This is a genomic window from Pantoea sp. GM_Pan_4 (genome assembly GCF_026541005.1).
Lineage (GTDB): Bacteria > Pseudomonadota > Gammaproteobacteria > Enterobacterales > Enterobacteriaceae > Pantoea > Pantoea dispersa.
This window is the reverse complement of sequence record NZ_JALNUZ010000003.1, coordinates 348,861-375,824: the sequence shown is the minus strand read 5'-3', so window position 1 is coordinate 375,824 and position 26,964 is coordinate 348,861. Positions and strand designations below refer to the sequence as shown.

The 26,964-nt window shown below is 56.5% G+C and carries 27 protein-coding genes and 1 pseudogene; 17 read left to right on the top strand and 11 right to left on the bottom strand.

All coding sequences use genetic code 11. The annotated features are described in order from the left end of the window. Positions 1-10: 10 nt before the first annotated feature. The 9 genes from OXR61_RS10815 (at position 11) to OXR61_RS10775 (ending at position 7,365) form a co-directional block, all read left to right on the top strand. Complete coding sequence (locus OXR61_RS10815) at positions 11-556, top strand: GNAT family N-acetyltransferase (protein WP_021509027.1); 546 nt, start codon at positions 11-13, stop codon at positions 554-556. After that, positions 553-1,704, top strand: coding sequence for an amidohydrolase (locus OXR61_RS10810; RefSeq protein WP_021509026.1), 1,152 nt, complete (start codon positions 553-555; stop codon positions 1,702-1,704). The genes OXR61_RS10815 and OXR61_RS10810 overlap by 4 nt, the downstream gene beginning before the upstream one ends. Beyond that, positions 1,701-3,017: an MmgE/PrpD family protein gene (locus OXR61_RS10805; RefSeq protein ID WP_021509025.1), complete on the top strand. Its 1,317-nt coding sequence runs from the start codon at positions 1,701-1,703 to the stop codon at positions 3,015-3,017. The genes OXR61_RS10810 and OXR61_RS10805 overlap by 4 nt, the downstream gene beginning before the upstream one ends. A 40-nt stretch (positions 3,018-3,057) precedes the next feature. Then, a complete protein-coding gene (locus OXR61_RS10800; protein ID WP_021509024.1) occupies positions 3,058-3,762 on the top strand; it encodes a YafY family protein in 705 nt (234 codons plus the stop codon). 117 nt (positions 3,763-3,879) lie between these two features. After that, a complete protein-coding gene (locus tag OXR61_RS10795; RefSeq protein ID WP_071813632.1) occupies positions 3,880-4,122 on the top strand; it encodes a ParD-like family protein in 243 nt (80 codons plus the stop codon). Further along, positions 4,085-4,426 carry a type II toxin-antitoxin system RelE/ParE family toxin gene (locus OXR61_RS10790; protein ID WP_021313439.1) on the top strand — a complete coding sequence of 114 codons (342 nt, stop codon included), beginning with the start codon at positions 4,085-4,087 and terminating at the stop codon, positions 4,424-4,426. Before OXR61_RS10795 ends, OXR61_RS10790 begins: the two co-directional genes overlap by 38 nt. Positions 4,427-4,498: 72 nt before the next feature. Next, the gene (locus tag OXR61_RS10785; protein ID WP_021509023.1) at positions 4,499-4,882 is read left to right on the top strand and encodes a VOC family protein; all 384 of its coding nucleotides are present in this window, start codon (positions 4,499-4,501) and stop codon (positions 4,880-4,882) included. Between the two features lie 499 nt (positions 4,883-5,381). After that, positions 5,382-6,536 (top strand): MFS transporter, encoded by a 1,155-nt coding sequence (locus OXR61_RS10780; RefSeq protein WP_021509022.1) that lies wholly within the window; start codon positions 5,382-5,384, stop codon positions 6,534-6,536. A gap of 34 nt (positions 6,537-6,570) precedes the next feature. Beyond that, the gene (locus tag OXR61_RS10775; protein ID WP_021509021.1) at positions 6,571-7,365 is read left to right on the top strand and encodes a hypothetical protein; all 795 of its coding nucleotides are present in this window, start codon (positions 6,571-6,573) and stop codon (positions 7,363-7,365) included. Between the two features lie 125 nt (positions 7,366-7,490). On the opposite strand, the gene OXR61_RS10770 is transcribed toward OXR61_RS10775, so the two are convergent. The 5 genes from OXR61_RS10770 to OXR61_RS10750 all read right to left on the bottom strand — a co-directional run bounded on the left by OXR61_RS10770 (position 7,491) and on the right by OXR61_RS10750 (position 12,917). Then, positions 7,491-8,198: an isochorismatase family cysteine hydrolase gene (locus OXR61_RS10770; RefSeq protein ID WP_021509020.1), complete on the bottom strand. Its 708-nt coding sequence runs from the start codon at positions 8,196-8,198 to the stop codon at positions 7,491-7,493. After that, positions 8,191-9,501, bottom strand: a complete 1,311-nt coding sequence (locus OXR61_RS10765; protein ID WP_021509019.1) for a cytosine permease — start codon at positions 9,499-9,501, stop codon at positions 8,191-8,193. Before OXR61_RS10765 ends, OXR61_RS10770 begins: the two co-directional genes overlap by 8 nt. Next, positions 9,494-10,942, bottom strand: coding sequence for an amidase (locus OXR61_RS10760; protein ID WP_021509018.1), 1,449 nt, complete (start codon positions 10,940-10,942; stop codon positions 9,494-9,496). The genes OXR61_RS10765 and OXR61_RS10760 overlap by 8 nt, the downstream gene beginning before the upstream one ends. A 253-nt stretch (positions 10,943-11,195) precedes the next feature. Further along, entirely contained in the window at positions 11,196-11,834 is a 639-nt protein-coding gene (gene leuE, locus OXR61_RS10755; RefSeq protein WP_021509017.1) for a leucine efflux protein LeuE, read from the bottom strand. A 201-nt stretch (positions 11,835-12,035) separates the two neighbouring features. Next, the gene (locus OXR61_RS10750) at positions 12,036-12,917 is read right to left on the bottom strand and encodes a LysR family transcriptional regulator (protein ID WP_021509016.1); all 882 of its coding nucleotides are present in this window, start codon (positions 12,915-12,917) and stop codon (positions 12,036-12,038) included. Between the two features lie 123 nt (positions 12,918-13,040). Here OXR61_RS10750 and OXR61_RS10745 point away from each other — a divergent pair, with 123 nt between their 5' ends. Further along, positions 13,041-13,895 carry a Vmh family MBL fold metallo-hydrolase gene (locus OXR61_RS10745; RefSeq protein WP_021509015.1) on the top strand — a complete coding sequence of 285 codons (855 nt, stop codon included), beginning with the start codon at positions 13,041-13,043 and terminating at the stop codon, positions 13,893-13,895. A 48-nt stretch (positions 13,896-13,943) separates the two neighbouring features. Here OXR61_RS10745 and OXR61_RS10740 read toward each other — a convergent pair whose 3' ends face one another. Beyond that, positions 13,944-14,951: an alpha/beta hydrolase gene (locus OXR61_RS10740; protein ID WP_021509014.1), complete on the bottom strand. Its 1,008-nt coding sequence runs from the start codon at positions 14,949-14,951 to the stop codon at positions 13,944-13,946. Positions 14,952-15,266: 315 nt separating this feature from the next. Between OXR61_RS10740 and yddG the strand changes: the two genes are divergently transcribed. Then, the gene (yddG, locus tag OXR61_RS10735; RefSeq protein ID WP_021509013.1) at positions 15,267-16,181 is read left to right on the top strand and encodes an aromatic amino acid DMT transporter YddG; all 915 of its coding nucleotides are present in this window, start codon (positions 15,267-15,269) and stop codon (positions 16,179-16,181) included. Positions 16,182-16,228: 47 nt separating this feature from the next. Here the strand turns inward: yddG and OXR61_RS10730 are convergent, their stop codons facing one another. After that, positions 16,229-17,197 carry an AraC family transcriptional regulator gene (locus OXR61_RS10730; RefSeq protein WP_031279996.1) on the bottom strand — a complete coding sequence of 323 codons (969 nt, stop codon included), beginning with the start codon at positions 17,195-17,197 and terminating at the stop codon, positions 16,229-16,231. A gap of 112 nt (positions 17,198-17,309) precedes the next feature. Here OXR61_RS10730 and OXR61_RS10725 point away from each other — a divergent pair, with 112 nt between their 5' ends. From OXR61_RS10725 to OXR61_RS10715, 3 genes and pseudogenes are all read left to right on the top strand, one after another. Next, the gene (locus OXR61_RS10725; protein WP_021509011.1) at positions 17,310-17,951 is read left to right on the top strand and encodes an HD domain-containing protein; all 642 of its coding nucleotides are present in this window, start codon (positions 17,310-17,312) and stop codon (positions 17,949-17,951) included. Between the two features lie 556 nt (positions 17,952-18,507). After that, positions 18,508-20,184, top strand: coding sequence for a DUF4041 domain-containing protein (locus tag OXR61_RS10720; protein ID WP_267412079.1), 1,677 nt, complete (start codon positions 18,508-18,510; stop codon positions 20,182-20,184). Between the two features lie 62 nt (positions 20,185-20,246). Beyond that, a pseudogene (locus OXR61_RS10715) lies at positions 20,247-20,378 on the top strand (cytochrome c); the annotation flags it as partial. Between the two features lie 113 nt (positions 20,379-20,491). Here the strand turns inward: OXR61_RS10715 and OXR61_RS10710 are convergent. The 3 genes from OXR61_RS10710 to OXR61_RS10700 form a co-directional block, all read right to left on the bottom strand. Continuing rightward, a complete protein-coding gene (locus OXR61_RS10710; RefSeq protein WP_031279995.1) occupies positions 20,492-21,559 on the bottom strand; it encodes a mechanosensitive ion channel domain-containing protein in 1,068 nt (355 codons plus the stop codon). A 417-nt stretch (positions 21,560-21,976) separates the two neighbouring features. Beyond that, positions 21,977-22,555, bottom strand: a complete 579-nt coding sequence (locus OXR61_RS10705) for a YceI family protein (RefSeq protein WP_021509006.1) — start codon at positions 22,553-22,555, stop codon at positions 21,977-21,979. Positions 22,556-22,836: 281 nt separating this feature from the next. Further along, positions 22,837-23,214, bottom strand: a complete 378-nt coding sequence (locus OXR61_RS10700) for a helix-turn-helix domain-containing protein (protein WP_021509005.1) — start codon at positions 23,212-23,214, stop codon at positions 22,837-22,839. A 101-nt stretch (positions 23,215-23,315) separates the two neighbouring features. Here OXR61_RS10700 and OXR61_RS10695 point away from each other — a divergent pair, with 101 nt between their 5' ends. Beyond that, positions 23,316-24,044, top strand: a complete 729-nt coding sequence (locus tag OXR61_RS10695) for a 3-oxoacyl-ACP reductase family protein (RefSeq protein WP_031279994.1) — start codon at positions 23,316-23,318, stop codon at positions 24,042-24,044. Positions 24,045-24,102: 58 nt separating this feature from the next. Here OXR61_RS10695 and OXR61_RS10690 read toward each other — a convergent pair whose 3' ends face one another. Further along, positions 24,103-24,882, bottom strand: coding sequence for a MipA/OmpV family protein (locus OXR61_RS10690; RefSeq protein ID WP_267412063.1), 780 nt, complete (start codon positions 24,880-24,882; stop codon positions 24,103-24,105). 125 nt (positions 24,883-25,007) lie between these two features. Here OXR61_RS10690 and OXR61_RS10685 point away from each other — a divergent pair, with 125 nt between their 5' ends. Continuing rightward, positions 25,008-25,703, top strand: a complete 696-nt coding sequence (locus OXR61_RS10685; RefSeq protein WP_021509002.1) for a response regulator transcription factor — start codon at positions 25,008-25,010, stop codon at positions 25,701-25,703. Next, positions 25,700-26,872, top strand: coding sequence for an ATP-binding protein (locus OXR61_RS10680; protein WP_021509001.1), 1,173 nt, complete (start codon positions 25,700-25,702; stop codon positions 26,870-26,872). The genes OXR61_RS10685 and OXR61_RS10680 overlap by 4 nt, the downstream gene beginning before the upstream one ends. The last annotated feature ends 92 nt before the right edge of the window (positions 26,873-26,964 follow it).

The following is a 26,964-nucleotide window of genomic DNA, read 5'->3' as shown; positions in this document are numbered from 1 at the left end:
GGGGATAGCTATGACACTTGAGTTTCGTCAGGTCACAGAAGACGAAGTGGACACTTATCAGGCGCTGATGCATGCCGCCTATGCGCCCACGCTGGCGCTGGGGATCAAATTTGATGCGGCCACCGCCGACCGCGAGAAAACGCTGCGGCATCTGCAAAGCCACGGCGTGTACGCGCTGTATGCTCAGGGCGTGATGGTCTCCTCGGTCACCGTGCGTTATCCATGGGGCCCGCTGCCGGGCCCGTTCGGCCTGCCGCATATCGGCTGGTTTGGCGCTCACCCGGACTACGCGGGGCAGCAGTTTGGCCGCCAGGTTCAGGATCGCCTGGAGCAGGAAATTTTACGCGGCCAGTTACGCGCACCGGCGGTTTCGCTCGGTACCGCCATCAGCCATCCGTGGCTGATTGATATGTATCGCAAGCGCGGATTTGTGCTCATGCACACCACCGATCTCGGCAAAGGCCACATCACGCAATATATGAAAAAAGTGCTGGATGAAACCGCGCACGATGCCTGGCTGACGCGCCAGGCGGCATCACAAGGAAGCCAGGCATGAGCCAACTGAATGAAACAGCGCTGGGCGAGCAGCTGATCGCCTTTCGCCACGAACTGCACCGTTTTCCGGAACTCTCTAATCAGGAGTTTGAAACCACCGCCCGCCTGCGCCAGCAGCTGGAACAGCACCAGATTCGCATCGTTGATTTGCCACTGAAAACCGGTCTGGTGGCGGAGGTCGGCCCGGCACAGGGACCGCTGATTGTGCTGCGTTCGGATATTGATGCGTTGCCGATTGAAGAGCAGTCGGACGTTGCTTTTCGCTCGGAGCGTCCCGGCGTGATGCATGCCTGCGGCCACGATTTTCACGCTTCCGCTGCACTCGGCGCGGCGATTCTGCTTAAGCAGCAGGAGGCAACGCTGCCCGGCCGCGTGCGGATTCTGTTCCAGGCCGCCGAAGAGACCGGCCAGGGCGCGCCGGATGTCATCGCCACCGGCGCGCTGGAGGAGGCGGTGGCGATTTTCGGCATTCATAACGATCCGTCGCTGCCGCCTGGCGTGGTGGGCAGCAAAGCCGGCGCGCTGACCGCGGCGGTGGATCGCTTCGATATCCGCATCACCGGCACCGGCAGCCATGCCGCCAAACCGCATCAGGGCAACGATCCGATCGTTATCGCGGCGCAGATTGTCTCCGCGGCGCAAACGCTGATTAGCCGTAACGCCCCCTCCGCTGACAACGCGGTGGTGTCGATCACCCAGCTGCACAGCGGCAGCACCTGGAACGTCATTCCGGACAGCGCCTGGCTGGAAGGCACGGTGCGCACCTTCTCTCAGTCCACGCGTGAGCGACTGGAGCAGCGCTTCCGCGAAATCGTGCTCGGCCTTGGTGCGGCTTTTGCCGCAGAGGTTGAGTTTAACTGGCACGCCGGTCCGCCTGCGGTGGTGAATGATGCGCACTGGGCGGATTTTGCTCTGCAGCAGGCCACCGCCAGCGGACTTGAGGCGCGCGTGGTTGAAGCCAGCCCGATCGGCGAAGATTTTGCTTTTTATCAGCAACAGCTGCCCGGTGCCTTTGTGATGATCGGCACTGGTGAACCTTATGCGCTGCACCATCCGGCTTTTCGCATCAATGATGCGGTGTTACTGCCCACCTCACGCTACCTCGCGCAGCTTGCCGTGGCGGCGCTGCGCAGTCTGGAGCGGGCATGAACCTGAGCCACGCGCTGGCTGAGCGCATCCTGCAAAGCCAGCCGGATGCGGCGGCACGTGATGCCGCGCGCACTGGCATACAGGATTTTCTCGCCGTGAGCTGGCCGGTGTTACAGCAGCAGGTGCCGGACAGCGGCTTACCGGCGCTGCGACAGGTTTATGGCGACGGCAGCGTACGCTCACAGGCGTTGCTACTGGGCTATGCCGGGCATGCGCTGGATTACGATGATTTCCATGCTGATTTTCGCGGCCATCCCAGCGTGGCGATTCTGCCTGCGCTGTTTGCCTGGCAGCAGCAGCAGCCCGCCACTGCCGAAGCGTTCCTTGATGCCTATGTCATCGGCGTGGAAGTGGCTGGCCGGCTGGGACTGGCCGCCAGCCAGCAGCACTATGCGCTGGGTTATCACAACACGGCCACGCTGGGCACGCTGGCGGCGGCGGCCGCGCTGGCACGTCTGCTGCAGCTTAATGCAACCGACTGCGCCACGCTGATCGGCATCGCGGCGACCCAGGCCAGCGGACTGCGCGCTCAGTTTGGTTCAGCGGTGAAGCCGCTGCACGCCGGACTGGCGGCAGAGCGTGCGGTGATGGCGGCGCAGCTGACGCTGGCGAAATTCGATGGCCGGCATGAAGGCGTGCTCGACGCGTTTCTCGCCGCCAGCAGTAATGGCGAGGCGCAACCGCAACGACTGGTGGAAAACTGGGGCGCGCCGTGGCGCATCAGTACCCCCGGTCTGGAGTTCAAACCCTTCCCCACCTGCGCCGGAACTCACAGCGCTGCCGAAGCGGCACGTCTGCTGCGGCGCGCCTGGCTGGCGGAAGGCCACTCGCTGAACTCGCTGCTGGAAAATATTGATGACATCACGGTCGCCTTCCCGCCGGGTGGTGACATCGCGGCGGCAGTTCGCGTGCCGGCTAACGGCATCGAAGCACGCTTTAGCCTGGAGTACGTGATTGCCGCCATGCTGATGTATGACGATTTGCGGCTGGAAGATTTTGCCGAAGGTGCGCTTAATCCGGCGGTGATGCCGCTGGCGGCCAAAGTGCGTCGCACACCGGATGCGTCCGCGCCGCCCGATGCGCTCAACCCGGCGCGGCGTTTTCATCTCGTCACGCTGACGCTGAAAGAGGGTCGTCAGCTGCAGCAGCGCCGCACGCGGCAGCAGTCGCTGGCGGATGGCGTAGATGTGGCGGCCAAACTGCGTCAGGCGCTGCGCCATGAAGTGCCGGCGCGCCAGCAGCAGTTACTGGCTATCAGCGAGCTGCAAAGCACGGCGGATTTGGCTACATTAAGCCAACTGTTGCGCGCCTGAATCCTGGCGGCGCGCGTTCTTCGCTTAAGGCTGGCGTATCATGTCTAAAACTCAGCGGCTTCCTGAACTGCTGCAATTGCTGCGCTGTCATCGCTATCCGCTGACCGCGCAGCGTATCGCCGAGCAGCTGCATATCAGCGTGCGCACCGTCTATCGTGACATTCTTAGTTTGCAGCTGCAGGGCGTAGAGATTGAGGGCAGCGCGGGCGTTGGTTATTTACTGAAATCCGACGGCCATTTGCCGCCGCTGATGTTTTCCCGTCAGGAGATTGATGCGCTGGTGCTTGGGCTCAACTGGGTCACCCGACACACCGACGATGAGCTTAAGTCCGCCGCGCGCCATGCGCTGGCTAAAGTCCAGGCTGTGATTCCGCCGCATCTCACGCAGAGTATCGATCACCAGTCGCTGCTGATCGCCTCCCAGGGCGAAGCGTTGTTCGAAACCCATCTGCCGCAGATTCGCCAGGCGATCCATCAGCGCAGCAAGATCAACCTGCGCTACAAAGATCTGCAGGATAACCTCTCCACGCGCACCATCTGGCCGGTGGTGATTGGCTACTTTGAACGCGTGCGCCTGCTGTGCGGCTGGTGCGAACTGCGCCAGGAGTTCCGCAATTTCCGCGTCGATCGCATTGAAGCGATCAGCGTCACCAGCGAACTCTATCCCGGCACGCGTCATCAGTTGCTGAAACGCTGGCGGGATTATCACCATTTGCGTCACCCGGCGGACAGCGCGACACGCTAGCGACATAAAGTTGCCATAAGCGACAAAATGTCGCATACTTAGCCGCGTGCAGCAGTAATCGCAACTCAACATTACAACAGTCAGTCCATCACCGCTTTCATCCGCGAGGTAATATTCATGGCCACAAGTATTCGTTTAGACGATGACTTCGTGAGCGACGTAAAAATTCACGCTGAAGCCGCCAGCCGCAGCATTCCAAAGCAGATTGAGCATTGGGCGAAGATCGGCCGGATTGCTGAGGATAATCCGGACTTACCGTATAGCTTCATCGCTGAAGTATTGATCGCCCAGGCTGAAGTCGATAATCAGAAGGTTTCGCCGTATGTCCGCCGAACACCCCGATCCAAAACCACAAAATAGCATCGAGGTTTATCAAACACGCCGCTTTGAAAAAACGCTCGATAAATTGCCCGATACACAGCGTGCCATCGTCGAGGATGAGATCGACAGGATTGTTGATGCGCCTGAAATCGGTGAGCTCAAGAGAGGTGACTTAAACTTTTTACGCGTGCACAAATTTCAGCTGAATAACCGCCTGACGCTGTTGGGTTATAGCTGGGTGGAAAATAAACTGGAACTGTATCTGCTGGATATCGGACCCCATGAGAATTTCTATCAGGAACAGAAAAAGCACCGTAAAGCCGATCTGAAAATTATCAGTTAACCCATCGACTCCTGACAAAATCTGTCACAGCCTCCCCCTACTATGCAGCGGTAAACACACAAGGAGATCACCATGCTTACCGCTAACATGACCATTATTTATGTGCCCAACGTCGTGAAAAGTGCTGACTTTTATGCCGCGCTGTTCGACATCAAACCCGCAGAACTCAGCCCGACCTTTGCCATGTTTGTGTTTGAGAACGGCTTTAAACTGGGTATCTGGTCGCAGTATACCGTTGAACCCGCACTCTCCCTGCCCGCCAGTGCGGCGCGTAGCGAAATTGTGTTTAAAACCGCGCGCAAAGACGATGTCGATTTTCTTTATCACGAATGGGGCGTGCTGCGCGAAATCACCATCATTCAGTCACCGGTGCGCATGGACTTTGGCTACACCTTTACCGCGCTGGACCCGGACGGGCACCGCCTGCGTGTCTGCTATTTACAGCTGGATGAGTAAGTGAAGAGACCTGGCGCTGACGGTTGCAGGTTGTTAAATGTGCTGAGAAATCATTAACTATATTTATATTCTTAATTGCCGGTTAATGACATTAACGCTGCTGTTCAGATAAGCAACGTGCAGGTAATTCAACCTGGTGGATAGCGGTGCGATTTATCGCGCAATAAGTTGCACCGCTGCACAGTGCGCGCAATGCTTGTATCACCTCTGGTTAATTTCTATATATTACAGCGCATTAAAATAATATTGTCATCGTTGACTTTATCCGTCATTACCGTCCCCCTCCCACATCGCGCTTTTTTAAAATGCCTTCCGTATATGAAATAAATAAAATCTACTGAATACAGCCACCTGAACACGCTACGTCATTTCCAGGACAAGTCTTGTTACTGTTAAATATTAATTACGTTTTTATGGGCCTCTGCACAGGCTGCAGTGTACCTGTAGCCCGACCATGGATAAGGCCAGGCGATTAAACGCCGTACTACACCGGGATGTGATGATGAACAGTAATCTGCTTAACCTGCGCCAGCAGCGCGCGACGCGCACGCTATTTTTTATCGCCGGACTGGGCATGGCCGCCTGGGCGCCGCTTATTCCCTTCGCCAAAGCGCAACTGGCGATCAATGACGGCATGCTGGGGCTGCTGCTGTTCTGTATCGCCGCAGGCTCCATGTCAGTTATGCCCTTTACCGGCGCGCTGATTGCCCATTTTGGCTGTCGCACGCTGCTGCTGCTGTGCGGTGCCGGACTGGCCCTGGATCTGCCGCTGCTGATGCTGCTGAACTCACCGCTGCCAATGGCGGGCGCGCTGTTGCTCTTCGGCGCGATCAACGGACTGATGGATGTCAGCATGAATTATCAGGCGGTGATCGTGGAGCGCGAGGCCGGGGTCAGCAAGATGTCGGGCTTTCACGGCTTTTACAGTCTTGGCAGCATTGCTGGCGCCGGCGCGGTGAGTCTGCTGCTGTGGCTGCAGGTTGCGCCCCTGCTGGCGCTGCTGCCGCTGTGTGCATTGATTTTATTGCTGCTGCTGATGAGCCATACCGCCCTGTTGCCCCGTCGCCGCACGGATGCAAAACCAACGCGCGGTACGCTGCGCGCCCTGACGCACCGTAACGTGGTGCTGATTGCCCTGCTGTGTTTTCTGCTGTTCCTCACCGAAGGCGCCATGCTCGACTGGTCAGCGGTGTTTATGAACAGTGAACGCGCCATGTCGATGCAGCTGGCCGGTTTCAGCTTCACACTGTACGCCACGGCTGTCGCTACGCTGCGCCTGTTTGGCGATCGACTGATTAATCACTATGGCAGTCGCCGCGTGCTCACCTGGGGCGGTCTCGTCGCCAGCGGAGGGCTGGCATTAGCGATTTTCTCCGTCTGGCTGTGGAGCGCCCTGCTCGGCTTTGTGCTGGTGGGTATCGGTCTGGCCAATATCGTGCCGATTTTATTCAACGCGGCGGGTAACCAGCGCAATGTCGCCGCGCATTACGCCATACCGGCCGTCACGCTATGCGGTTACTCCGGGCTACTGCTGGGCCCGGCGCTGATTGGCTTTAGCGCCCAGCTTACGTCCCTGACAACCACGCTCAGCGCCGGCATCGTGATGTTGCTGCTGGTGACTTTCGCGGCGCGTTTCGCTCTGGCAGCGAAATAGCGCCTCTGCCCTGTCATATTCACAAGGAGTTTCTATGACAACCTCAACGCAACCGGTGTTCAGCCTGCACTACGTCGGGCTCAATCTGAAGAAAGGCGTTAATGCCGCGACCTTCGAAGCCTTTCTCAAGGCGCGCGGCACGCAGATTCCTGCTTATCCGGGCTGGCAATGGTCGCTGTTAAAAGGCCTGCGTGGCGAACGCCAGGAACAATACCTGATGCTGTATCAGGCTCCCAGCCAGGCAGACTATGACCGCTATATCACACCGGCTGGCGAACTCACGGCTGAGGCCATCGCCTTCTGGCAACAACGGCCCGAGGCGTGCGCGCTGCTTGAAGAGTGGAAAAACTTTGCCACCTATGGGGAGTTACCAACACTCTTCTCCACCTTCTCGCTGCTGGCAGAAAACCGCCACAGTTCACTGCCGCCAGGCCCGAACTTTCAGCCCGATGCTCAACCTGCGGTGGCACGCGTGGTCGGTTTTCATCATCTGGCGCTACGCGCTGGCGTGACGGCTGCCGACTTTGATCGCTTTATGATGGAGAACGTCGCGCGCATTGATGACTATCCCGGCTGGAAGTTTCACATGCTGAAGGGCACCGGCGGTAATCGAAGTGAGCAGTATGCCGTGATGCTGGTGATCGAAAGTCTCGACTCGCTTAACAGCTTCCATCCGGCGATGGACGTCTCAACCGAAAAATCGCTGACGTTTGTGAAAAACCATCATGAGAGCGAGCGTATGTATGATGAATGGCGCACCATGGCCTCGTTCTCCGGCGCACCGCAAATGTATACCGACTATCTGACGATTGCTGGCAACGTTGGCTGAAGTTGGCCATGACCGGCGGAGGCCGGTCAGACTGCATCATCACGCCCGCGCAGGGTTGGTGTTCGGTTGTGGCTGGCCCGGCGCCTCAACGCCTGGCCAGCCCGCTGTTCGCGTCCGTTGCCGGATTAGCTCACGCGCGCCGCTGCCGGGCTGTTCAGCGCGGCCAGCAGCGTTGCCGAGTCCGCCACTGCGCCGAATATACCGCCCTGCATATGAATCATGCTGAGCGCCGCCTCATGATGCTTCAACTCCGTCGCCGCGCAGCAGTCGCTCAGCACCAGACATTCAAAACCGCGATCGTTGGCTTCGCGCAGTGTGGTATGCACGCAAACGTCGGTGGTGATGCCGCTGATGATTAAGTTGCGGATACCGCGACTGTGCAGAATCAGCTCAAGGTCGGTGGCGTAAAAAGAGCCTTTGCCGGGTTTATCAATAATCACTTCATCCGGTAGCGGCGCCAGCTCGGGAATGATTTCCCAGCCTGGCTCACCGCGTACCAGAATGCGACCACAGGGCCCTGGTGCACCAATCTCCGCCTGCATCCGCCGCGATCGCCAGCGCTTGTTGGCCGGCAGATCGCTCAGGTCCGGACGATGGCCTTCACGGGTATGGATGATCGGGAAGCCGGATTCGCGCATGCGCGCTAACACCTGCTGCAGCGGTTTGATGGGGGCACGCGTCAGGGAGATATCGTAACCCATAGTGTCAACATAGCCGCCCTTGCCGCAGAAGTCGGTTTGCATATCAATCACCAGCAGCGCGGTGTTTTGCACTGTGCAGTTGCCGTCAAACGGCCACGGATAGGGGGTTGAATCAACGATATAATCAGGCATTGCTTTTCTCCATTACCGCCGTGCTGCTTTCCGGTTTCCATTTCACGATCAGCGTATAGCTCAGTGCCGCGGTGACCAGCCCGATAACCGCTTCACCAAACTGCGGGAATTCGAGGTGGGCCATCACCGCACACAGGCTGCCGATGGCCCAGGCGGCGAACGCGCTGCCGCGCAGGCGCCGGGTTTGACGCTGTTCGCTGATTTTTGCCATAAAGATCAAATCAACAATCATCACTGCGCCAAACGGCGGCACCACCATGCCAAGCAGGCTGAGCCATTCGAGGAACCAGGACCACACGCCGGCCAGCGCCAGCACGCCACCGATGGCCCCGAGGATCAGCGTCCACAGGCGCATTTTGCTGCTGAACAGATGGCTGAAACCGACCGCGCCGTTATACAGGCAGTGCGTGCACACCGAACCGAGGTTGATAAACACAAACAGAAAGGCGATGACGGAGAGCAGCATGCCGTGCCCCATCAGCAGCGGCAGGAAGTTACCGCCGTTGCTGAGCGGGTCGACCGCCGCGCCGACGGCGACAATCACCACGCCAAACAGATAGGAAATCACATTCGCCAGCGGGAACGCGGAAAACGCGGCGATCACCGCTGATTTGCCGTCCTTCGACCAGCGGGTGAAATCCGCTGTCATGGTGCCGGAATCCGCAAAGCCGGCAATCACCATGGTGACCGCCGTGCCCATGCTCATGGCACCAGCGGCTGCCGGACTGCCCTGCCACTGGGTCAGCGTGGTGAAATCATGATCCTTGCTCACCAGCCACAGCGCAACCAGCCCCAGCACCACAAACAGCGGAGCTGCAATCATTCCCAGCACCGAAAGCGCCCGCACCCCGAGAAAGGTGACGCCGGTATACAGCACCATGGCAAACGCGGTGACCGCCAGCGCATTCCAGCCAAAAGTCTGGTTGATCACCGTCCCGGTCAGGCCGGTCTGGAAGGCGTACCAGCCTATCACCACGGTAGAAAGAAAGCCGGACACCAGAATATAGCCTTTGGTGCCGAAGGTCCGCTTCGCCTGCAGCGCGAAGTTCATACCGGTATGTCCGGCGAACCAGCTAAGTGCGCCGACATAGGCAAACAGCACCAGGTTACCCAGCAAAATCGCCAGCAGTGCCGGCCAGAAGCCAAGATGCCAGGTGATAATGCCGCCGAACAGCGCATTGGTGAGGATCATCGGAAAGCCAAACCACACCGCCGACACCGAACCCGTCGAGTGGCGATGGCTAAGCGGCACCGGCTCATGCTCGAACTCCTGCTCCAGCGCAGGGGAAGATTTGTTACTCATGGAGAACTCCAATAGCAGCAGGATAGTGATGATTCCATGGTTGGATGCGCTCAAAAGCGGCACTGGCCGCCAGCACCAGGCCATCGTCCAGATGACGACCCACAATTTGCATACCGATCGGCAGACCACTGGCCGTGAAGCCGGCAGGCACCGAGGCGGCAGGCTGACCGGTAAAATTGAACGGGAAGCAGAACGACAGCCAGTGATCGCTGCGCACCATGCGGCCATCAATGATTTCCGGGCCCTGCATGTGCAGCGCAAACGGCGGCACCGCCAGCGTAGGTGACAGCAGCAGGTCGTAGCGCTGCATAAAGCGCCACAGCTGGTTGCAGAGCTTTTTGCGCGTGGTATTGGCGTCGGTGAAATGCTCCGCGCGCCAGTCGCGCTGCAGCATGGCACTCAGGTGCGGTGACATCGCTGTTCCCAGCTGGTTCTGCATCTGGCGCATGCCGCTCAGATCGCTTTCGAACGCCACCAGCGCAGCAAAGCTGGCGCTTTCGTCAGCGATGCCGGGATCCACCTCCTCCAGCTCTGCGCCCAGCGCTGCAGCGAAACGACGCGCGGCCGCGGTGACCACGGCGCGCACTTCCGCATCGACGGCGATATAGCCAAAGTCGGCGCTGAAAGCGATGCGCAACCCCTGCAGTGGCCGATCCAGACTGGCCAGCCAGTCAACATCGCTGCATGGGATGGAGTGCCGATCGCGCATGTCCGGACCGGCCATCACCGACATCATCAGCGCGCTGTCGCGCACGCTACGCGTCATCGGACCGATATGTTCAAGCGATTCCCAGCTGGAAACGCCAGGATAACGCTCATCGCGGCAGCCCGGCCAGAGCGGTACCCGCCCCATCGAGGCCTTGAGTCCATAGACACCGCAGTGGGCCGCCGGGATACGTACCGATCCTCCGCCATCACTGCCGAGCGCAATCGGACACAGCCGCGCCGCCAGCGCCGCGCCGGAACCCGCGCTCGATCCACCCGGCGTTTTGCTCACATCCCAGGGATTACGCGGTGAGGGAAACAGGGGATTATGGCCGACACCGCTGTAGCCAAATTCCGGCGCGGTGGTCTTGCCCAGCAGGATGGCATCCGCCGCCAGCAGGCGCTCAACGGTGATGTCATCTTCTTCGGGAATAAAATCGGCGTAGGCGGCCGATCCTGACGTGGTTCGCACACCGGCGGTACAGATCAAATCTTTTACCGCCAGCGGCACACCCGCCAGTGCGCCCAGCGGCTCGCCGCGCGCACGACGGCGGTCGATCTGCTCTGCCTGTGCCAGCGCCCGCTCCGGCGTCAGGGTACAAAACGCCTGAATCAGCGGCTCCCGCTGTTCCAGGCGATCCAGCGTCGCCTGGGTTAACTCGCGCGCGGAAACCTCGCCGTCGCGCACCCGCGCCGCCAGCTGGGTGGCATCTTCATCCAGCAGTGCATCAAACATGATCGTTCTCCCGGGTTAATTGGCTACCGGGAGGAGTGCAGTTTGCGTGCCAGAATAGTGTGGTGTGCGCGGCCGTTATGCACCGGGCCAGATGGGATACGGTCTGGGATACAAGATGGAATACTTATGGATGCGGCAGTCATACCGATGCAGGCAATACGCACAAACTGTGCGCACCGCTGCATCATGGCGTTGCCATTTTAGGGTGCAGCCGGCGGAGGCGGCGTTGCTGCCGTGGCGTGCGTCAGAAGGGTTAGCTTTGCGCGCTGACTAACCGCACGGCGAAGCCAAAAAACAGCATGCCGGTCAGCATGTTCGCCAGCTTGACCAGGCGGGTGCGGCTGCGCAGATAGCGCACCATCACCGCGCCAGCCACCAGCAACAGGGAATAGTAGCTGAAACTGATCACCTGAATCAGCGCACCCAGCGTGGCAAACGCCGGCGCGGTATGGGTTACGCGCGGATCGATAAACTGAATGAAGAACGAAACGTAAAACAGAATCGCCTTGGGATTGGTTACGCCAAGCAGCAGCGCACGCAGGAAATAGTTTTCCTCTTTTACCGCTTCAGCCGGTTGATCGCCGCTGCGTTTGCGCAGCGCGCCGATGATAATCTTCACGCCGAGATACAGCAGGAACATGGCACCAAGATAACGCACCACCATAAAAATATGCGGACTGGTACGGATCAGCGTCGCGACGCCCGCCCAGGCGAGAAAAATCAAAATCAAATCGCCCGCCATCACCCCGGCTATCGCCTGACAGGCCGGCTTTGCCCCACGACTCATCCCGGTGCGCAGCACATACAGGCTGTTGGGTCCGGGTAATAGAATGATCACCAGCGCGCCCGCCAGGAAAGTCCAGAGATTGATGATGCCTAAATCGTGAAACATTACGGTGCTACCCCATGCCGTTAAGCAGGTAAAAATGAGTGAAAGTGGAACCCGGCGCGCTGCTCAACTGCCGCGGCGCGGCGCATAGTAGCAGTTGTGCGGTGGATTTGTCGCTTAACGCCACGGTTCAGTATGTTGAAACGGTGTTACGTAACACATACAGCGCGTGACAGGCACCAGTGACGTTGTCACTCTGGTGATTCAAAGCGTTTGCAACTGCTGCATCACCGCATCCAGAAATACCCGTAATACCGCAGGCTGGCGTTCGCGCGACATATACAGGCCATAAATGCCTAAGGTGCGCGGTTGAAAGCCGGGCAGCACGCAACGTAACTGACCGCTGGCCAGCGCAGTCTGTGCCTCCATTGCCGGCACCATGGCAACACCACAGCCGGCGATAGCGGCATCACATAACACGGATGAAATACCGGCGCTGAAATTGCCGCTCACCACTACGGAAACCGCCTCGCCTTGCGCATCGTGAAACTGCCAGCGCTGCCCGGCGAAGCGGCTGTAGTGCAGGCAATTATGTTGTGCCAGATCCGCTGGCGTCTGAGGCTCGCCCCGTTGCGTTAAATAGGCCGGCGCGGCGCAGACTACCGAGGCACATTCACCCAGCCTGCGGGCAATCGCGCCGGGCTCCGGATCGTCGGTAATGCGAATGGCCACATCGATGCGCTCACCCACCAGGCTAACCGGCTGATTATTGATCTCCAGCTCAATACGCACCGCCGGGTAACGCGCGAGGAACGCCGGAATCATCGGTCCAAGAATGTGGGTGGCGGTTGAATGTGCACAGGCCACGCGCAACGTGCCCTGCGGTTTGCCCTCATCGCCCTGCTGTTCAATCTCGTCGGCCAGCCGGGCCAGTGCGCGTGTCTTATGTAAAATCTGCTCACCCGCCGGGGTAATGGTCAGCCGCCGTGAAGAACGGTGCAGCAGGCGTGCGCCTGCCCACTTCTCCATTTCATCAAGATAGCGACTGACCATCGGGCGCGAAATATCCAGCGCGCGCGCCGCCGCGCTCAGGCTTCCCAGTTCACAAATCCGGTTAAACACCCGCGCTGCCGTCACTCTGTCCATGCAGGCTCCATCTGATCGTTTTATGCAACTGATCATATCTGATTGCGGGAATTCTGCCAGCTGGCGATTTGCTTACAATAGCGTCTTTCAGTGACGGCACGTTGCCGTAAAAAGGAAGATGCCATGAAGATGAAATCACTCGCGCTGCTGGTCACCTTAGCCGCCGCGCCGGCTTTTGCCGCTCCGTTGCAGTTAGACGTGTATAACCCACAGGAACAGGGAATTTTTCCGGTCTCGTCGACGCTGGTCTCCGGTCCGCATGAAGCGATTCTGTTTGATGCGCAGTTCAGCCCCAAAGATGGTGAAAAGCTGGTGGAACTGATTAAAGCGCGCGGCAAGCAGTTGACCCACATCGTGATCACCTCGGGCGATCCGGATTTCTACTTCGGTCTTGAGCCGCTGGTGCAGGCGTTTCCGCAGGCCAAAATAGTCGCCTCGCCGCTGGTAGTGGAACATATCGAAGCGACCAAAGATGCCAAGCTGCAGTACTGGGGACCGCAGATGAACGGCGCTGCGCCACACCAGCTGTATGTACCGCAGATTACCCACCAGACGCGGTTTAGCGTCGATGGTGAGCGCATCGAGCTGCGCCACGCGGCAGAAAAATCAGCCTACGTGTGGATTCCCTCCAGTAAGGCAATACTCGGTGGCACAGTGGTGGATTCCGGCATTCACGTCTGGACCGCGGACACCCAAACCGCAGCCAGCCGCGCAGAGTGGCGTCAGGTATTGCGAGAAATGCAGCAGTTGAAGCCGCAGGTGGTGATCCCCGGCCACTATCTGGGTGCGCGTCCGGCGGGCGATAAAGCGGTCACCTTTACGCTGGATTATCTGCAAAGTTTTGAGCGGGCGCTGCAACAGCACAAAGGCTCCGCGGCGGTGATTCAGGCGATGAAACAGGCGTGGCCAACCTTAGCGGACGTCAGCTCGCTGGAGCTGAGCGCGAAGGTGAATACCGGTGAGATGACGTGGAAGTGAGGCGAGGATAAATGAACGGGCCAGACGCCGCCGCGCCTGGCCTGAAGCTTACTGCAGATGGGTTTTCAGCTCTTCCGCCGCCTGGCGAATCGCAGTGCGGACTGCCGGCACCTCGCTCAGCGGATTGAGCAGACCGTAGTCATGAATCAGACCGTTATAGCGCGTCACGGTGACATCCACACCGGCGGCATCCAGTTTGCGACCAAAGGCTTCACCCTCATCACGCAGCACATCCAGTTCTGCCGTCTGAATCAGCGTTGGCGGTAAGCCCTGCAGCTGCTCTTTTGTGGCGCGCAGCGGCGAAGCGAGAATATTGTCGCGCTCGCTCTGTTTGGTGGTGTAGGCGTCCCAGAACCATTTCATCATGTTCCGCGACAGGAAATATCCGTTGGCAAACTGGTGATACGAAGCGGTATCAAAGCGCGCATCGGTTACCGGCCACAGCATGATGTCATAACGAATTGCTGGCGTTTGCTGCTGTTTAGCCTGCAGCGCGACCGCCGCTACCATGTTACCGCCGACGCTGTTACCAACCAGCGCCAGGCGCTTGCCATCGACACCAATCTCGCTACCGTGTTCCGCCACCCAGCGTGTCGCCGCATAAGCCTGATTGATGGCCAGCGGATAATGCGCTTCGGGTGACGGCGTATAGTTCACAAACACAGCCGCTGCGCCAGATTCCACCACCAGATCGCGCACCAGACGTTCGTGGGTCGGGAAATCACCGAGGATCCAGCCGCCGCCGTGGAAGAACATAAATACCGGCAGCGTACCCTGTGCGCCCTGCGGTTTTACGATATTCAGCTTAATGGGCTGGCCGTTTACCTGAATGGTTTTTTCAGTGACGTCGGCCGGCGGCAGCGTTACGCCCTTCTGCGCATCAATCAGCACCTGGCGCGCCGCCTGCGGTGACAGTTGCTCAATCGGTTTGCCGCCGCTGCTGTTCAGCGCCTGTAAAAACTGCTGCACGTGACGTTCAGGTTGTGGTGCGTCAGCAAAGCTATTTACAGATGCAGTAGCCATCGCCATGGCAAGCAGAGAGTGTTGTAATTTCATGGTGTTACTCCTTTAATATTTTTTGCGATTATATCGCACACTATTTAAATGATAATGACTCGATGGTCGTGTTCTGAACTGAGACTGAATTTATATAGCGCGCTATTTAATAGCAAGATATTTTTTAGCGAAGATTTACATCACTACTCTATTGCACTGATTTTAATCAGGATATTTTTTTAACTTTTTGTCTGCAGACGGGTTCGTTTTCCGGCCAGTCACATTGGCAACCTGCAGATTCATCTTGTCTGCGTCCCCGCCAGCCGCCACACTGGCGAGCAAGCCGCGATTTTTCACACATTGAGGTAACGGGTAATGCCACAGAGTAAAGCTACCCTGACTGGTCTGCTGGCCATTCTGCTGTGGAGCACGATTGTAGGATTAATAAAAAGCGTCAGTGAAAGTTTTGGTCCGGTAACCGGTGCCGCGCTGATTTACAGCGCCAGCGCCCTGCTGTTGCTGCTCACCGTGGGTTTTCCTGACCTGCGCCAGTTTCCCCGCCGCTATTTGCTGATCGGCAGCCTGCTGTTTGTGTGCTATGAGCTCTGCCTGTCGCTGTCGCTGGGTTTTACTCATAGCGGCCATCAGGCGATTGAAGTCGGCATGGTTAATTACCTGTGGCCGGCGATGACCATCGTTTTAACGGTGATGGTTAACCGGCAAAAGACCAGCCCGTTGATTATTCCCGGCCTCCTGCTGGCCGTCGCCGGTATTTGTCGAGTACTGAGCGGCGATCGGGGATTTTCATTGGGCGAAATGATCGACAATGTGATGGATAATCCGCTCAGTTATGGTCTGGCATTTGGCGGTGCGATGATTTGGGCGGTTTATTGTGTGGTGACAAAAAATAGCGCGAAAGGCAGTAACGGCATCACGCTGTTTTTCATCTTAACTGCGCTGACCCTGTGGCTGAAATCGCTGCTATCACCGCAGCCGCCCGTGGTGTTTTCGCTGCAGGCGTGCATCAGCCTGGCGCTGGCAGCGATGGCGATGGGGCTCGGCTATGCGGTGTGGAACGTCGGCATTCTGCACGGCAATGTCACGCTGTTAGCCGCAGCTTCCTACTTTATCCCTATCATTTCGTCGCTGATAGCCGCTTTTATCCTTAACTCCAGCCTGACCTTCTCCTTCTGGCAAGGCACGGCGATGGTTTGCCTCGGTTCGCTGCTCTGCTGGTGGTCAACGCGCGGGACTGCAACGCGTAAGCTGGAAAGCAACACGCTGGAATAACCGGCTAAATGGCGCAGCCGGACGAGAATGCAGACAGTGGTGCAGACTCAACGCGGCGGCGGGAACATTTTGCGATACAGCGACGGCGTCATGCCGGTCACTTTGACAAACGCGCGGCGCATCACATCGGCACTGTGATAACCGCAGGCCGCCGGGATCGCTTTGAGCGGCAGCTCACCGGCATCCAGCAAAGCCCGCGCGTGGCTGATGCGTGCCTGTTCCAGCCATGCGCCAGGCTGGATCTGCATCTCCTGCTGAAACAGACGCGCTAGATGCCGCGTACTGAGGTGCATGTGCGCCGCCAGGTCTTCCAGCCCGCGAATCTGTGCCAGATGCGCGATTGCCCAGCGCTGCATCTCCTGAAAGGCGCTGCGTCCGGCCAGGGACACCTGCTGTTTACGCACAAAATGTCCCTGTGTGACCGGGCGCTGGAAGAACATCACCAGGCTGGCGGCCACCTCCTGCGCCAGCTCGCGCCCGAGATCCTCTTCCACCAGCCGCAGCGCCAGATCCAGTCCGGACGTCACCCCCGCTGCCGTGCGTAATGCACCATCCGCCACATACAGCGCATCGGCTTCGACCTGTGCATCGGGTAGCAGTAATGCCAGCCGTTCCGCACACGCCCAGTGAGTAGTGACTTTCCTGCCGTTCAGCAAACCCGTTTGCGCCAGCAGCAGCGCCCCGGTACACACCGAGCCGTAACGCTGGCTGCGCTGACAGAGCGCGATAATCTGCTGGCGCTCACTGGCGGAAAGCTGCATCTGGCTGGCGTCAGGTGCTCCGGCGACCAGAAAGGTATCGGCGCGATGCTGTGTCGCCGCAGTTAGCGCAACGTCGGCTTCCAGCCGGACACCAGACGAGCAGCGGATGCTGGTGTGCTGCAGCGACATCACGCTGAGCTGATACACCTGACGATGCAGCAGCCGATTTGCCTCGGCAAACACATCCAGCGGCCCGGAAATATCCAGCAACTGGGCGCCGGGAACGGCCAAGAGGGTAATGTGATGGTGAGTCATTGTCTGGCTGTCCGCTTAAATCGCAATGTCTGGAATCATCGTTAAACATGGATTCATGACATTGTCGCGCGGCTTTATGCTGAACGCAACTTCACTAAGCGGAGACATCACCATGAGTTTTACTATTAACGGCATTCGTATTCCGGAAAGCAAAATGGCGCGCGATGCTACCGCGCTGGTACGTGACATCGAATCGGATCTGTTATTTCATCACTCCAGCCGCGTTTTTTACTGGGGCGCTTTGGCAGGTCAGCGACTGGGGGTCAAAGTGGATGCCGAGCTGCTTTACGTTGGCTGCATGTTTCATGATGTGGGCCTGACGCAACAGCATTGCAGCTGCGATAAGCGCTTTGAAGTCGATGGCGCCAATGCGGCGCGCGATTTTCTGCAACATTATGGGGTTGCCCAGGCGGATATTGATAAAGTGTGGACGGCGATTGCCCTGCACACGACGCCCGGCATTCCGCAATTTATGGCCGGGGAAATCGCCCTGGTGACGGCCGGCGTTGAGATGGATGTGCTGGGTATTGACTATGACCACTTCAGCGATGAGCAACGTGAAGCCGTGGTGCAGCAGCATCCCCGTCCGGCACAGTTTAAAGAAGAAATTATCCAGGCATTTTATGATGGCATTCAACACAAACCGGCGACGACTTTCGGCAACGTGAAAGCTGACGTCATCGCTGATAAGCAACCGGCATTTCGCCCGATGAATTTTTGCCGGATTATCCGCCAGTCGCGCTGGGCGGGTTAACATGGACAGCGGAGATAGCTCATCGCGAACGGGAGAAATGGCGACAGAAGCGTGCGCTGTGAATCCCGGCAACAAAATTAACTCATCGAACATTGTCAGCAGGAGAGAATTTTCGTTGCTACTATAGTGACGCAACACACAGCTCAAGCGTTGCGACGAGAATTTTTCCTGTAGTTTTTTGTTATGCCCGCTCTGCGGGCATTTTTTTCCGAAAAATGCACCATCGCGCTGCTGCCAAACCTCTTACGCCGCAGGTTTCAAACGGCTTGATTCCCCTGCTTCCAGCAATACCTTTGCGGTCGTCCTTGTACGTTCAGCTAACAGAGGGTCATGCACGGACACGGTGTTAACCAAAGCAATCAATTCATAACAATTCGACCATGCTATAGGTATTTCTTCATTACAATTTCATGAGACTTATCACCCGGGCGCCCAGAGGCAGGTTCAAACTTTCCACTGTAAATGATATTTTTGAATGTGCTTTTTCAGATATAGAAGTGATAACATAGTTAGGAAGCACAGCTGTTACAAATTGATAGAGTAAAAGGACTTTGAAATGGAATTATTTTTAGTAGTAGTACTCTTATTAGCACTTCTGGCTCCGGTTTTATCTGTCGTACTTTTCAAAAAAAGCAAAAAATACCGAGAGGAAATAGCTCTTTTAATCTCCGGCAAAAATACGCTTGGCGAAGAATTAGGTGAAACGCAGAAAAAATTAGCTCAGGCTGTACGTGACCACGCAGAACTTGAAGGAAAAGCCACTCCTTTGTGGCAGTATCAGGAATTACACGATGCAGTATTAGATGCGGAAAAAAAGATTAAAACCGCTGACGCTATTGCCAGAGAAAAGCTGGATGACGCGCAAAAACAAGCGGCAAGAGCGGTAAGCGAAGCTTACGATCAGGCTGCATTAACAATAAGCAACGCCAATAGCGAAGCTGTCGCTATCACCCAGGATGCGCGTGATGCACGCCTGAAAGCCAAAGAACGACTCGATAACGCGAATAGTAAAGCGGATGAGCTGATCTCCAACGCAAATGATAATGCGATGAAAATAATCGCGGATGCAGAGATACGTGCAATGGAAATAGCTGGCTCCGCATATGAAGCGAAAGAGTTTGCAGAGACCTATCAGGCTGTCGCCAGGTCAATGAAAAATAAAATTGAAGGGTACGGCGATGAATGGATAGTGCCAAACCGAAGCGTTTTGGACGAACTGGCAGAGAATTATGAATTTACGGATGCAGGAAAAGAACTGCAAAAAGCCAGAGAGTTAACTAAGTCTCTTATCAAAACGAACAAAGCGGCAAGCTGTGATTACGTCGAACCAAACAGAAGAAACACCGCCATCAAATTTGTACTGGATGCTTTCAATGGAAAAGTCGACAGTACCCTCTCAAAAATTAAACACAACAATTACGGCAAATTATCCCAGGAAATAAAAGATGCCTTTGAGCTTGTTAATTTTAACGGTTCAGCCTTTAGGTCAGCCAGGATCACTGATATCTGCTTGCAGGCCCGACTCAACGAGCTTAAATGGGGAGTAGCTGTAAATGAAATTATGCTCGAAGAAAGAGAAGAACAAAGACGAATCAAAGAACAGTTGCGTGAAGAAGAAAAGGCGCGTCGCGAGTATGAAAAAGCGATAAAAGAAGCTGAAAAAGAAGAAAAAACAATTCAGCAGGCGATTGATAAAGCGACTAAAGAACTGATGCTCGCAGGCGAAGAACAACGTATAGCCCTCGAACAAAGACTGGCTGAGCTACAAATTAAATACGAAGAAGCTGAAGCCAAAAACCAACGAGCCATTTCGATGGCACAGCAAACACGTTCAGGTCATGTGTATGTGATCAGTAATATCGGCTCGTTTGGAGAAAACGTGTATAAAATTGGGATGACACGCAGGCTCGAACCGCTCGACCGGGTTCGTGAACTTGGCGATGCCAGCGTCCCGTTTTCATTCGATGTACATGCAATGATCTACAGTGATGATGCTCCTTCGCTTGAAAATCACCTTCACAAGGTGTTTAACGATAAACAGGTAAACAAAGTTAACTCCCGCAAAGAGTTCTTTAATGTAGGTATTAAAGAAATCAAATCCACGATTCAGGAAATGAGCATTGATGTGCATTGGACAATTGCTGCAGAAGCTAAAGAGTACAGAGAGTCTTTAGCCATCGAAAATGAACGCAACACAGCGTTAAAAGAAAGCGAAGAGTTGATTGTTGCATAATGTTTTGTAGCCATGATATGACCTGATGATGATACGTCAGGTCATTGTGAATGTAAGAATAAGTGGCGGATCTGGTGACATTCATTCGTAACGGCTGGGGCAATCAGGCACCTGCGGTAAGCGCGGATCAGGTGGCAAAACTGCGTAAAGATCTGCCGAAGGGAGCGGAGGCGGATAAGGAAAAGAGTCAGTAAAAACGGACGGAGAAAATGTCCTGTTCAGGGCCCCGATAAGGGCCCTGATAATAACGCCGGATAGCAATGGCAACCTGAGCAGTTACCGCGCAATGCCCCATCGCCAGCCTGAACTATGCTTTGTCGGCTTCGGTCAGGGTGGCTCTCACCTGAGGCAGACTCTGCGGGTAATTCTGCTGAATGAATTCAATCATTTTCTCGCGTACATAGCAGCGTAGATCCCATGCCGTGGGTGAGTTCTGCGCGGTCATCAGTAAACGGATGGTCATGGTTTTTTCCGTGGTATCGGTCACCTGCAGTACCTGAGTTTCACGATCCCAGAGCCGGGTCTCATTGAGGATTTTTTCAAAATGCTCGCGCAGCGGCGCCAGCGGCATCGAGTAATCAACATAGAGAAACACAGACCCCAATATTTGCGCATTATTTCGCGTCCAGTTCTGAAATGCATTCTCGGTAAAATAGGTTATGGGCAGCACCAGACGGCGTAAATCCCAGATGCGCACCACAACATAAGTCAGATTGATTTCCTCAATCCAGCCCCACTCCTTTTCGACCACCACCGCATCGTCAATTTTTATCGGTTGGGTGAAAGCAATCTGAATGCCGGCAAACAGATTCACCAGCGACTTTTGCAAAGCGAAACCAATAATGATACCGGCGACCCCGGCACCCGCGAGGATGGTGGTGCCGAATTTACGTACACCAGGGAAGTTGAGCAGAATTAAACTCAGGCAAAACAGTACCAGGATGACGATAGCCACTTTTTTAACATAGATTAATTGCGTACGAATTTTACGCGCACGCAGGTTGTTCGACAGGTTGATATCGTAGCGAATAAACAACATATCCTGCGCTACGTTAATCAGACGAATCAAAATGGAACAGAACGATAAGATGATAAAGATATTAAGCGTGGTGGCGATAAAGCTCAGTGAGCCAGGATCGAGATGCACATAACTCATCCCCATATTGATCAGCAGTAATGGAATGAATAAAAATAACGATCCCCGCAGATGCTTTTCCAGCGATTTAAACAGCTTGCGATCGCGGCTTTGCCAGTAGCGGATAAACCTCAGAAGAATAAAGCGGGCCAGAAAACCCAGCAGTAGCGAGAGTGTGACGAGCAATACAGCAGGTACCCATGTCGGCGCACCAGATAACTCACCAAGCAGTAATGGCATGATATTCCCTTCTGTTCAGCTAACAACCGCGGTTGTCAGATAAGTCACCAAAATCAGTAACCGTTATCGTGCCGGTTATCTGCTAAACCCATGATTTCGCACTTCAGTGGGTAAAAATATAGTTCACTGGCCGCTGTTAGCAGGGTAAAAACCCATCAGGTAATCAGGTGCAGTGCTGGCGGTCATCGCAAGGGTATGAATTGGTGGTTTTTTTCGGCTTTATTGCTAAAGGTCTGAAATTGCAGGCAGGTGATGAGGCAAAGCGTCAGAGGGTGCTCACGAGAAATGCGCTGGCAGGCAGTGATGCTGCACCCAGGGAAGAAGTACAGACAACCTGTTGCGCCAGCTCGCGCTGAACACGCGCATAGCGCAGCAGGTTGATGCAGAGAAAAAGCGCGCGATTAAGCGCGCAATGCATTATTTGGCGTACGCCTCGGTAGAGAGCGTAATCGTCACTTCGTCGCCCACGGCCGGAACATATTTATCGATTTTAAAGTCCGAGCGTTTGATGACGCCGGTGGCATCAAAACCGATCGCCTGCTTTTTAACCATAGGGTGCATATCCTGCTTGTTCAGCGTGGCATGCAGCACAACCGGCTTAGTAATACCTTTAACGGTTAAATTACCCTGCACATCATATTTATTATCGCCTTTGCTTTCCACATGGGTGCTGTGGAAGGTGGCCTGAGGATATTTTTTAACGTCAAAATACTCATTACCCAAAAACTCTTTGGTCAGCGCTGGCACATGCGTGTCAATCGTTTTTAACGGCAGGGTCACATTAACCTGTGACTTTTCCGGGTTTTCTTTGTCAAAAGCCAGCTGACCGGAAACATCAGAAATATCAGCAGTCGGATGAGAGAAACCAAAGTGATTCCATGCGATCACCACGGAAGTATGTTGCGGGTCAAGGTTATATTCCGTCGCTGCAGCATGTGACAGGGGAACATATAATGCCACCAGAGAAAGCAGCGCCGTTTTTTTCAATAATTTCATGGAAACATCCTCAAATAATCAAGTGCTAATACTGTAGCGCAAACCTGCAGAGGTGTTATTGAAATCATTTGCTTTACCCATTCAAAATTTTTAACCGTTTTTTTCCGCAAGCAAATAATAACGCAACGTGAATTTTACTGAAATGACGTAATTAAATTCCGGCGAGTCGAATTTAATAATTCCGTTTTTATGTAGACTAATTTAGCGGCGAGGAGAAGAACGGCAAACCATGTTGAGCATGCGATTAACAGACCGCCTGAATAGCCGGCGGCCGCCACGCTTTATTCTTCGCTGGCACGACGTTGATCATAGACAACCTGTGCCTTTTCAATCGCGTCGCCCTGCTCTCTGGCCCACTTCACCAGCGCAACAAACGGATCCTGCAACGTCTGGCCCAGCGGCGTTATGGCATATTCCACCGCCACCGGGGACGAGGCGATTACACGGCGGCTGATCAGGCCGTTACGCTCCAGCCGGCGCAACGCCTCCGTCAGTGCCTTGTGGGTAATCGGATCAAGACGGCGCTTGATCGCGTTAAAGCGCGCGGGTTCAGTGCACAGCACGGTCAGAATTAATACCGACCACTTATTGGCGACCTGTTCCAGGATCGGACGGGTGCTGTTGATCTCTGCCAGCAGCGCCGCGATATCAGTCGGCATGAGGTTTCCTTATGTATATCTAATGTAGATAAGGTGCGTAATTGACACTAAATATACGAAATGTATCATCAGCCGTCCACCCCTCTCATTCTGGAGCAGCCATAATGAAACTCGAAGGAAAAGTCGCGCTGGTGACCGGCGGCGGCAGTGGTATCGGCCTCGCCATCGCGCGCCGTTTTGTGCAGGAAGGTGCCCACGTTTTCATCACCGGGCGACGTGAAGCGCTGCTGGCCGAAGCCGTCACGCTGACTGGCGGCCGCATTGAGGCGATAGCAGGCGACCTCACCAGCGCAGACGATGTTGCCCGTCTGTTTGACACCGTGCAGGCCCGCGCCGGACGTCTCGATATTCTGGTGAACTCCTCTGGCGTGGCTGAACCCGCCAGCCTCGAAGAGACCAGCGCAGAGCACTTTGACCGCACGTTCGGCCTCAACGTGCGTGCCATGGTATTCACCGTACAGCATGCGGTGAAGCACATGACGGAAGGCGGTGCCATCGTGCTGGTGGGCTCGATTGCGGGCAGCATGGCCAATCCCGGCTATGGCGCTTACTCGGCCAGCAAAGCCGCGGTGCGCGCCTATGCCCGCACCTGGAGCAGCGAACTGGCACCGCGCGGCATTCGCGTCAACACGCTTAGTCCTGGCCCGACGGACACGCCGATGTTTGACCAGGTCAGCGACGAGGTACGACAGACATTCAGCGCGCAGATACCGGCCAAACGCCTCGGCCATCCTGACGAAGTTGCGGCGGCCGCCCTGTTCCTCGCATCGGACGAAAGCGTTTATGTCACCGGCAGCGAACTGGTGATTGATGGCGGTATGTCCGCGTAATGGTTGTCGTGCTGCACAGCGCGCCGGCCGGGCGTTGTGCAGCCACCGTTGACGTTTCTCAGAAGGTATAGCTAAAGCCGACCGTGCCGGTGACCTGATCGCGCCGGGACACGATCGGGCTGTCCGCGGCGCGATCGCCCAGCCAGCTGTAACCCGCGCTGACCAGCGTGCCCCAGTGGGCATCAAACTGGTGGCTCCAGGTGAGCGTAGTCGCAACACCATAAAAGCCGCCGCCGGCATCGTAGCGTGAAAACCGGCTGCGGCTGCTCTGGACATCGCTCACGCCATACCAGGTATTCATATAACGCGCATCGCCAAACAGCGCCGCCGTCTGCAGTGCAACGGTATCGCTGTCGCGCTGGAGGGGCACCAGCGTAACGGATGCCTGATAGTTCATGCCCTGATCATCGCTGAGCGGCAGCACCGCTTTGCCCTCTGCGCTCAGCCACGGTGTGAGCTGCCAGCCCAGCGCCAGTGCAGTGTTCACCGTCGCACTGATGTTTCCCATGCCTTGCAGCCGGCTGGCGCCGTCCCGCCACGTCGAATCTTTATCGCTTCGGCCCAGGCCATAACCCAGCGTGTGTTCCAGATAAACCCCGCTGTCGCTCTGCAGGTCATAACCAATGCCTTTCTGGGCATCAGCAAAAAATGCGCCGTCTCTGGCCTGGAAAATCGGTACCGGCTGCACCCGTGTTTTATTCGATCCGCTGTAGCGTGGCGCGAATTGCGCCCCCGCGCCGAGCGTCAGGCTGGTCTGTGCGTCGCCATCCGCCCTGGCGGCAGTGGAAATCATGAGTAGCAGATGGGTCATGTACATCAGCGTTTTTCTGGTTATCATCGTGTCACCTCTTTATCGGTCCGTTTACCGCCCCTTGCCCGGGCAGCCGCAGCGCGAAGCCGAAGTATCCCGGGGCTGTGTCAACAAACAGCCAGGGATTTATGAAGAAACTGTCAAGGTGAGTTATGCAGACCAAAAATATCCTGATTATTGAGGACGATGCTGACGCGGCTGAGGTGCTGGAGGCCTATCTGCTACGGGAAAATTATGCGGTGCGTGTTGCCGCGGATGGCCTGAGCGGACTTGAGCTGGCCCTGCGCTGGCAGCCCGATCTGATTTTGCTTGATGTGATGCTGCCCGGCCTGAACGGCACCGAGGTGCTGGCAAAACTCCGGCGCAGCAGCGAGGTGCCGGTGATTATGGTCACGGCCATGGGCGATACGCCCGATCGCATCGGTGCCCTGCGCTACGGCGCGGATGATTATGTGGTCAAGCCTTATCATCCCGGCGAAGTAGTGGCACGCGTGCAGGCAGTGCTGCGGCGCAGCGCGGTAAAAACGCCGCAGGAAGAGATCCTGCGCTGGCAGGGGCTGGAGGTGAACAGCGGCGCGATGACGGTTACCGTCACGCAGGCCTCGGGTAACGTGCTTTGCGTTGATACCACGCCAACCGAATTCACGCTGCTGGTCACGCTGATGCGCGCACCGGTGCGCGCGCTGAGCCGCCCGTTTTTGCTGGAGCAATGTATGCCGGACAGCGACGCGCTGGAGCGGGTGATTGATACCCACGTGTATAACCTGCGCAAAAAGCTGGAAGCGGCCGGTATGGCGGGCGTGCTGCTCAACGTGCGCGGCGTAGGCTATCGGTTCCGCCAGCCATGACAGAAAAATCCCCACAGACGCTCTGGCGCTGGCTTTGTCTGCGCATTCTGACGCTGGCTATCGGTACCGTGGTACTGATAGCTTTGTGTATGTGGCTGCGCTTCACGGTGCAGTACCTGTGGATCACGCACCATATGCCGCCGGCGGTTCTGCGTGAATTTCTCGCCCTGCGTGCGCATCCGGAACGCGATCCCGCGCGCTTTCACCAGATCATCGATAGCTGGTGGGGCATACGCTACTCCGACCCGTCCATTGCTTCCTCGGATTGGATTACCGTCGGCATCCTGGTGCTGGTGACCATTCCGTTTATTGCCTATTTCGGGCTGCGCCACGCGCGCCCGCTTTCTGCGCAGTTCAGCCAGCTCAGACGAGCGGCAGACCAGGTGACCGCAGGCGACTTCGGTGCGCAGGCGGCGTTGACACCGGATGCGCCCGCCGAACTGGTGCAGTTCGCGCACAACTTCAACGCCATGACGCGCCAGCTGGCGCGTTACGACAAAGAGCTGCGTACGTCGCATGTCGCCATGGCGCATGAGCTGCGGTCGCCGCTCAACGCCGCCATGGTGCGTCTGCAGGCGCTGCTTGATGGCGTATTCAGCGCTGACTCACGTCAGCTCGCCCTGATCATGGCGCAGCTCAGTTGTCTGCACCGGCTGATCGATGAGCTGCATCTGCTGTCACTGGCGGATGCCGGCCAGCTCACGCTGGAGAAAGTCCGATGTAACCCGGCCGATATCCTGCGCGAGCGCCTGCAGTGGATCAAACCGCAGCTGGATGAAGCGCGCATCAGCACCGGGGTAGCGCTGGCTGAAGAGACATTGCTGCCGGTCGATCCGTTCCGTCTCGGGCAGGTTTTCACCATCCTGCTGGAAAACGCCCTGCGCTATGCCGGAAGCGGCAGCCAGCTGCAGCTGCGCACGCGCAACACCGTTGATCATTACGAAATCATCGTGCAGGACAGCGGCCCGGGCGTTCCTGCGGCGTTTCTGGCGTTGATGTTTGAGCGCTTTGCGCGCGGTGAGGCGTCACGCGCCCGCCACTCGGGCGGCAGCGGGCTGGGCCTGTCGATTGCGCGGGCGATTTGCCAGGCGCACGGCGGCACGATTAATGCCACGCTGCCGGCAACGGGAGGCTTGCAGGTACAGATTTTGTTGCCGCGCAACGCCTGACGTTGTTGCCCTTCTTGACACGCTCTTGATGGAACATCGCCGGATTCTTGATAATCGCACGGTGTAATGGCGCAAATACTGATAAAGGAATT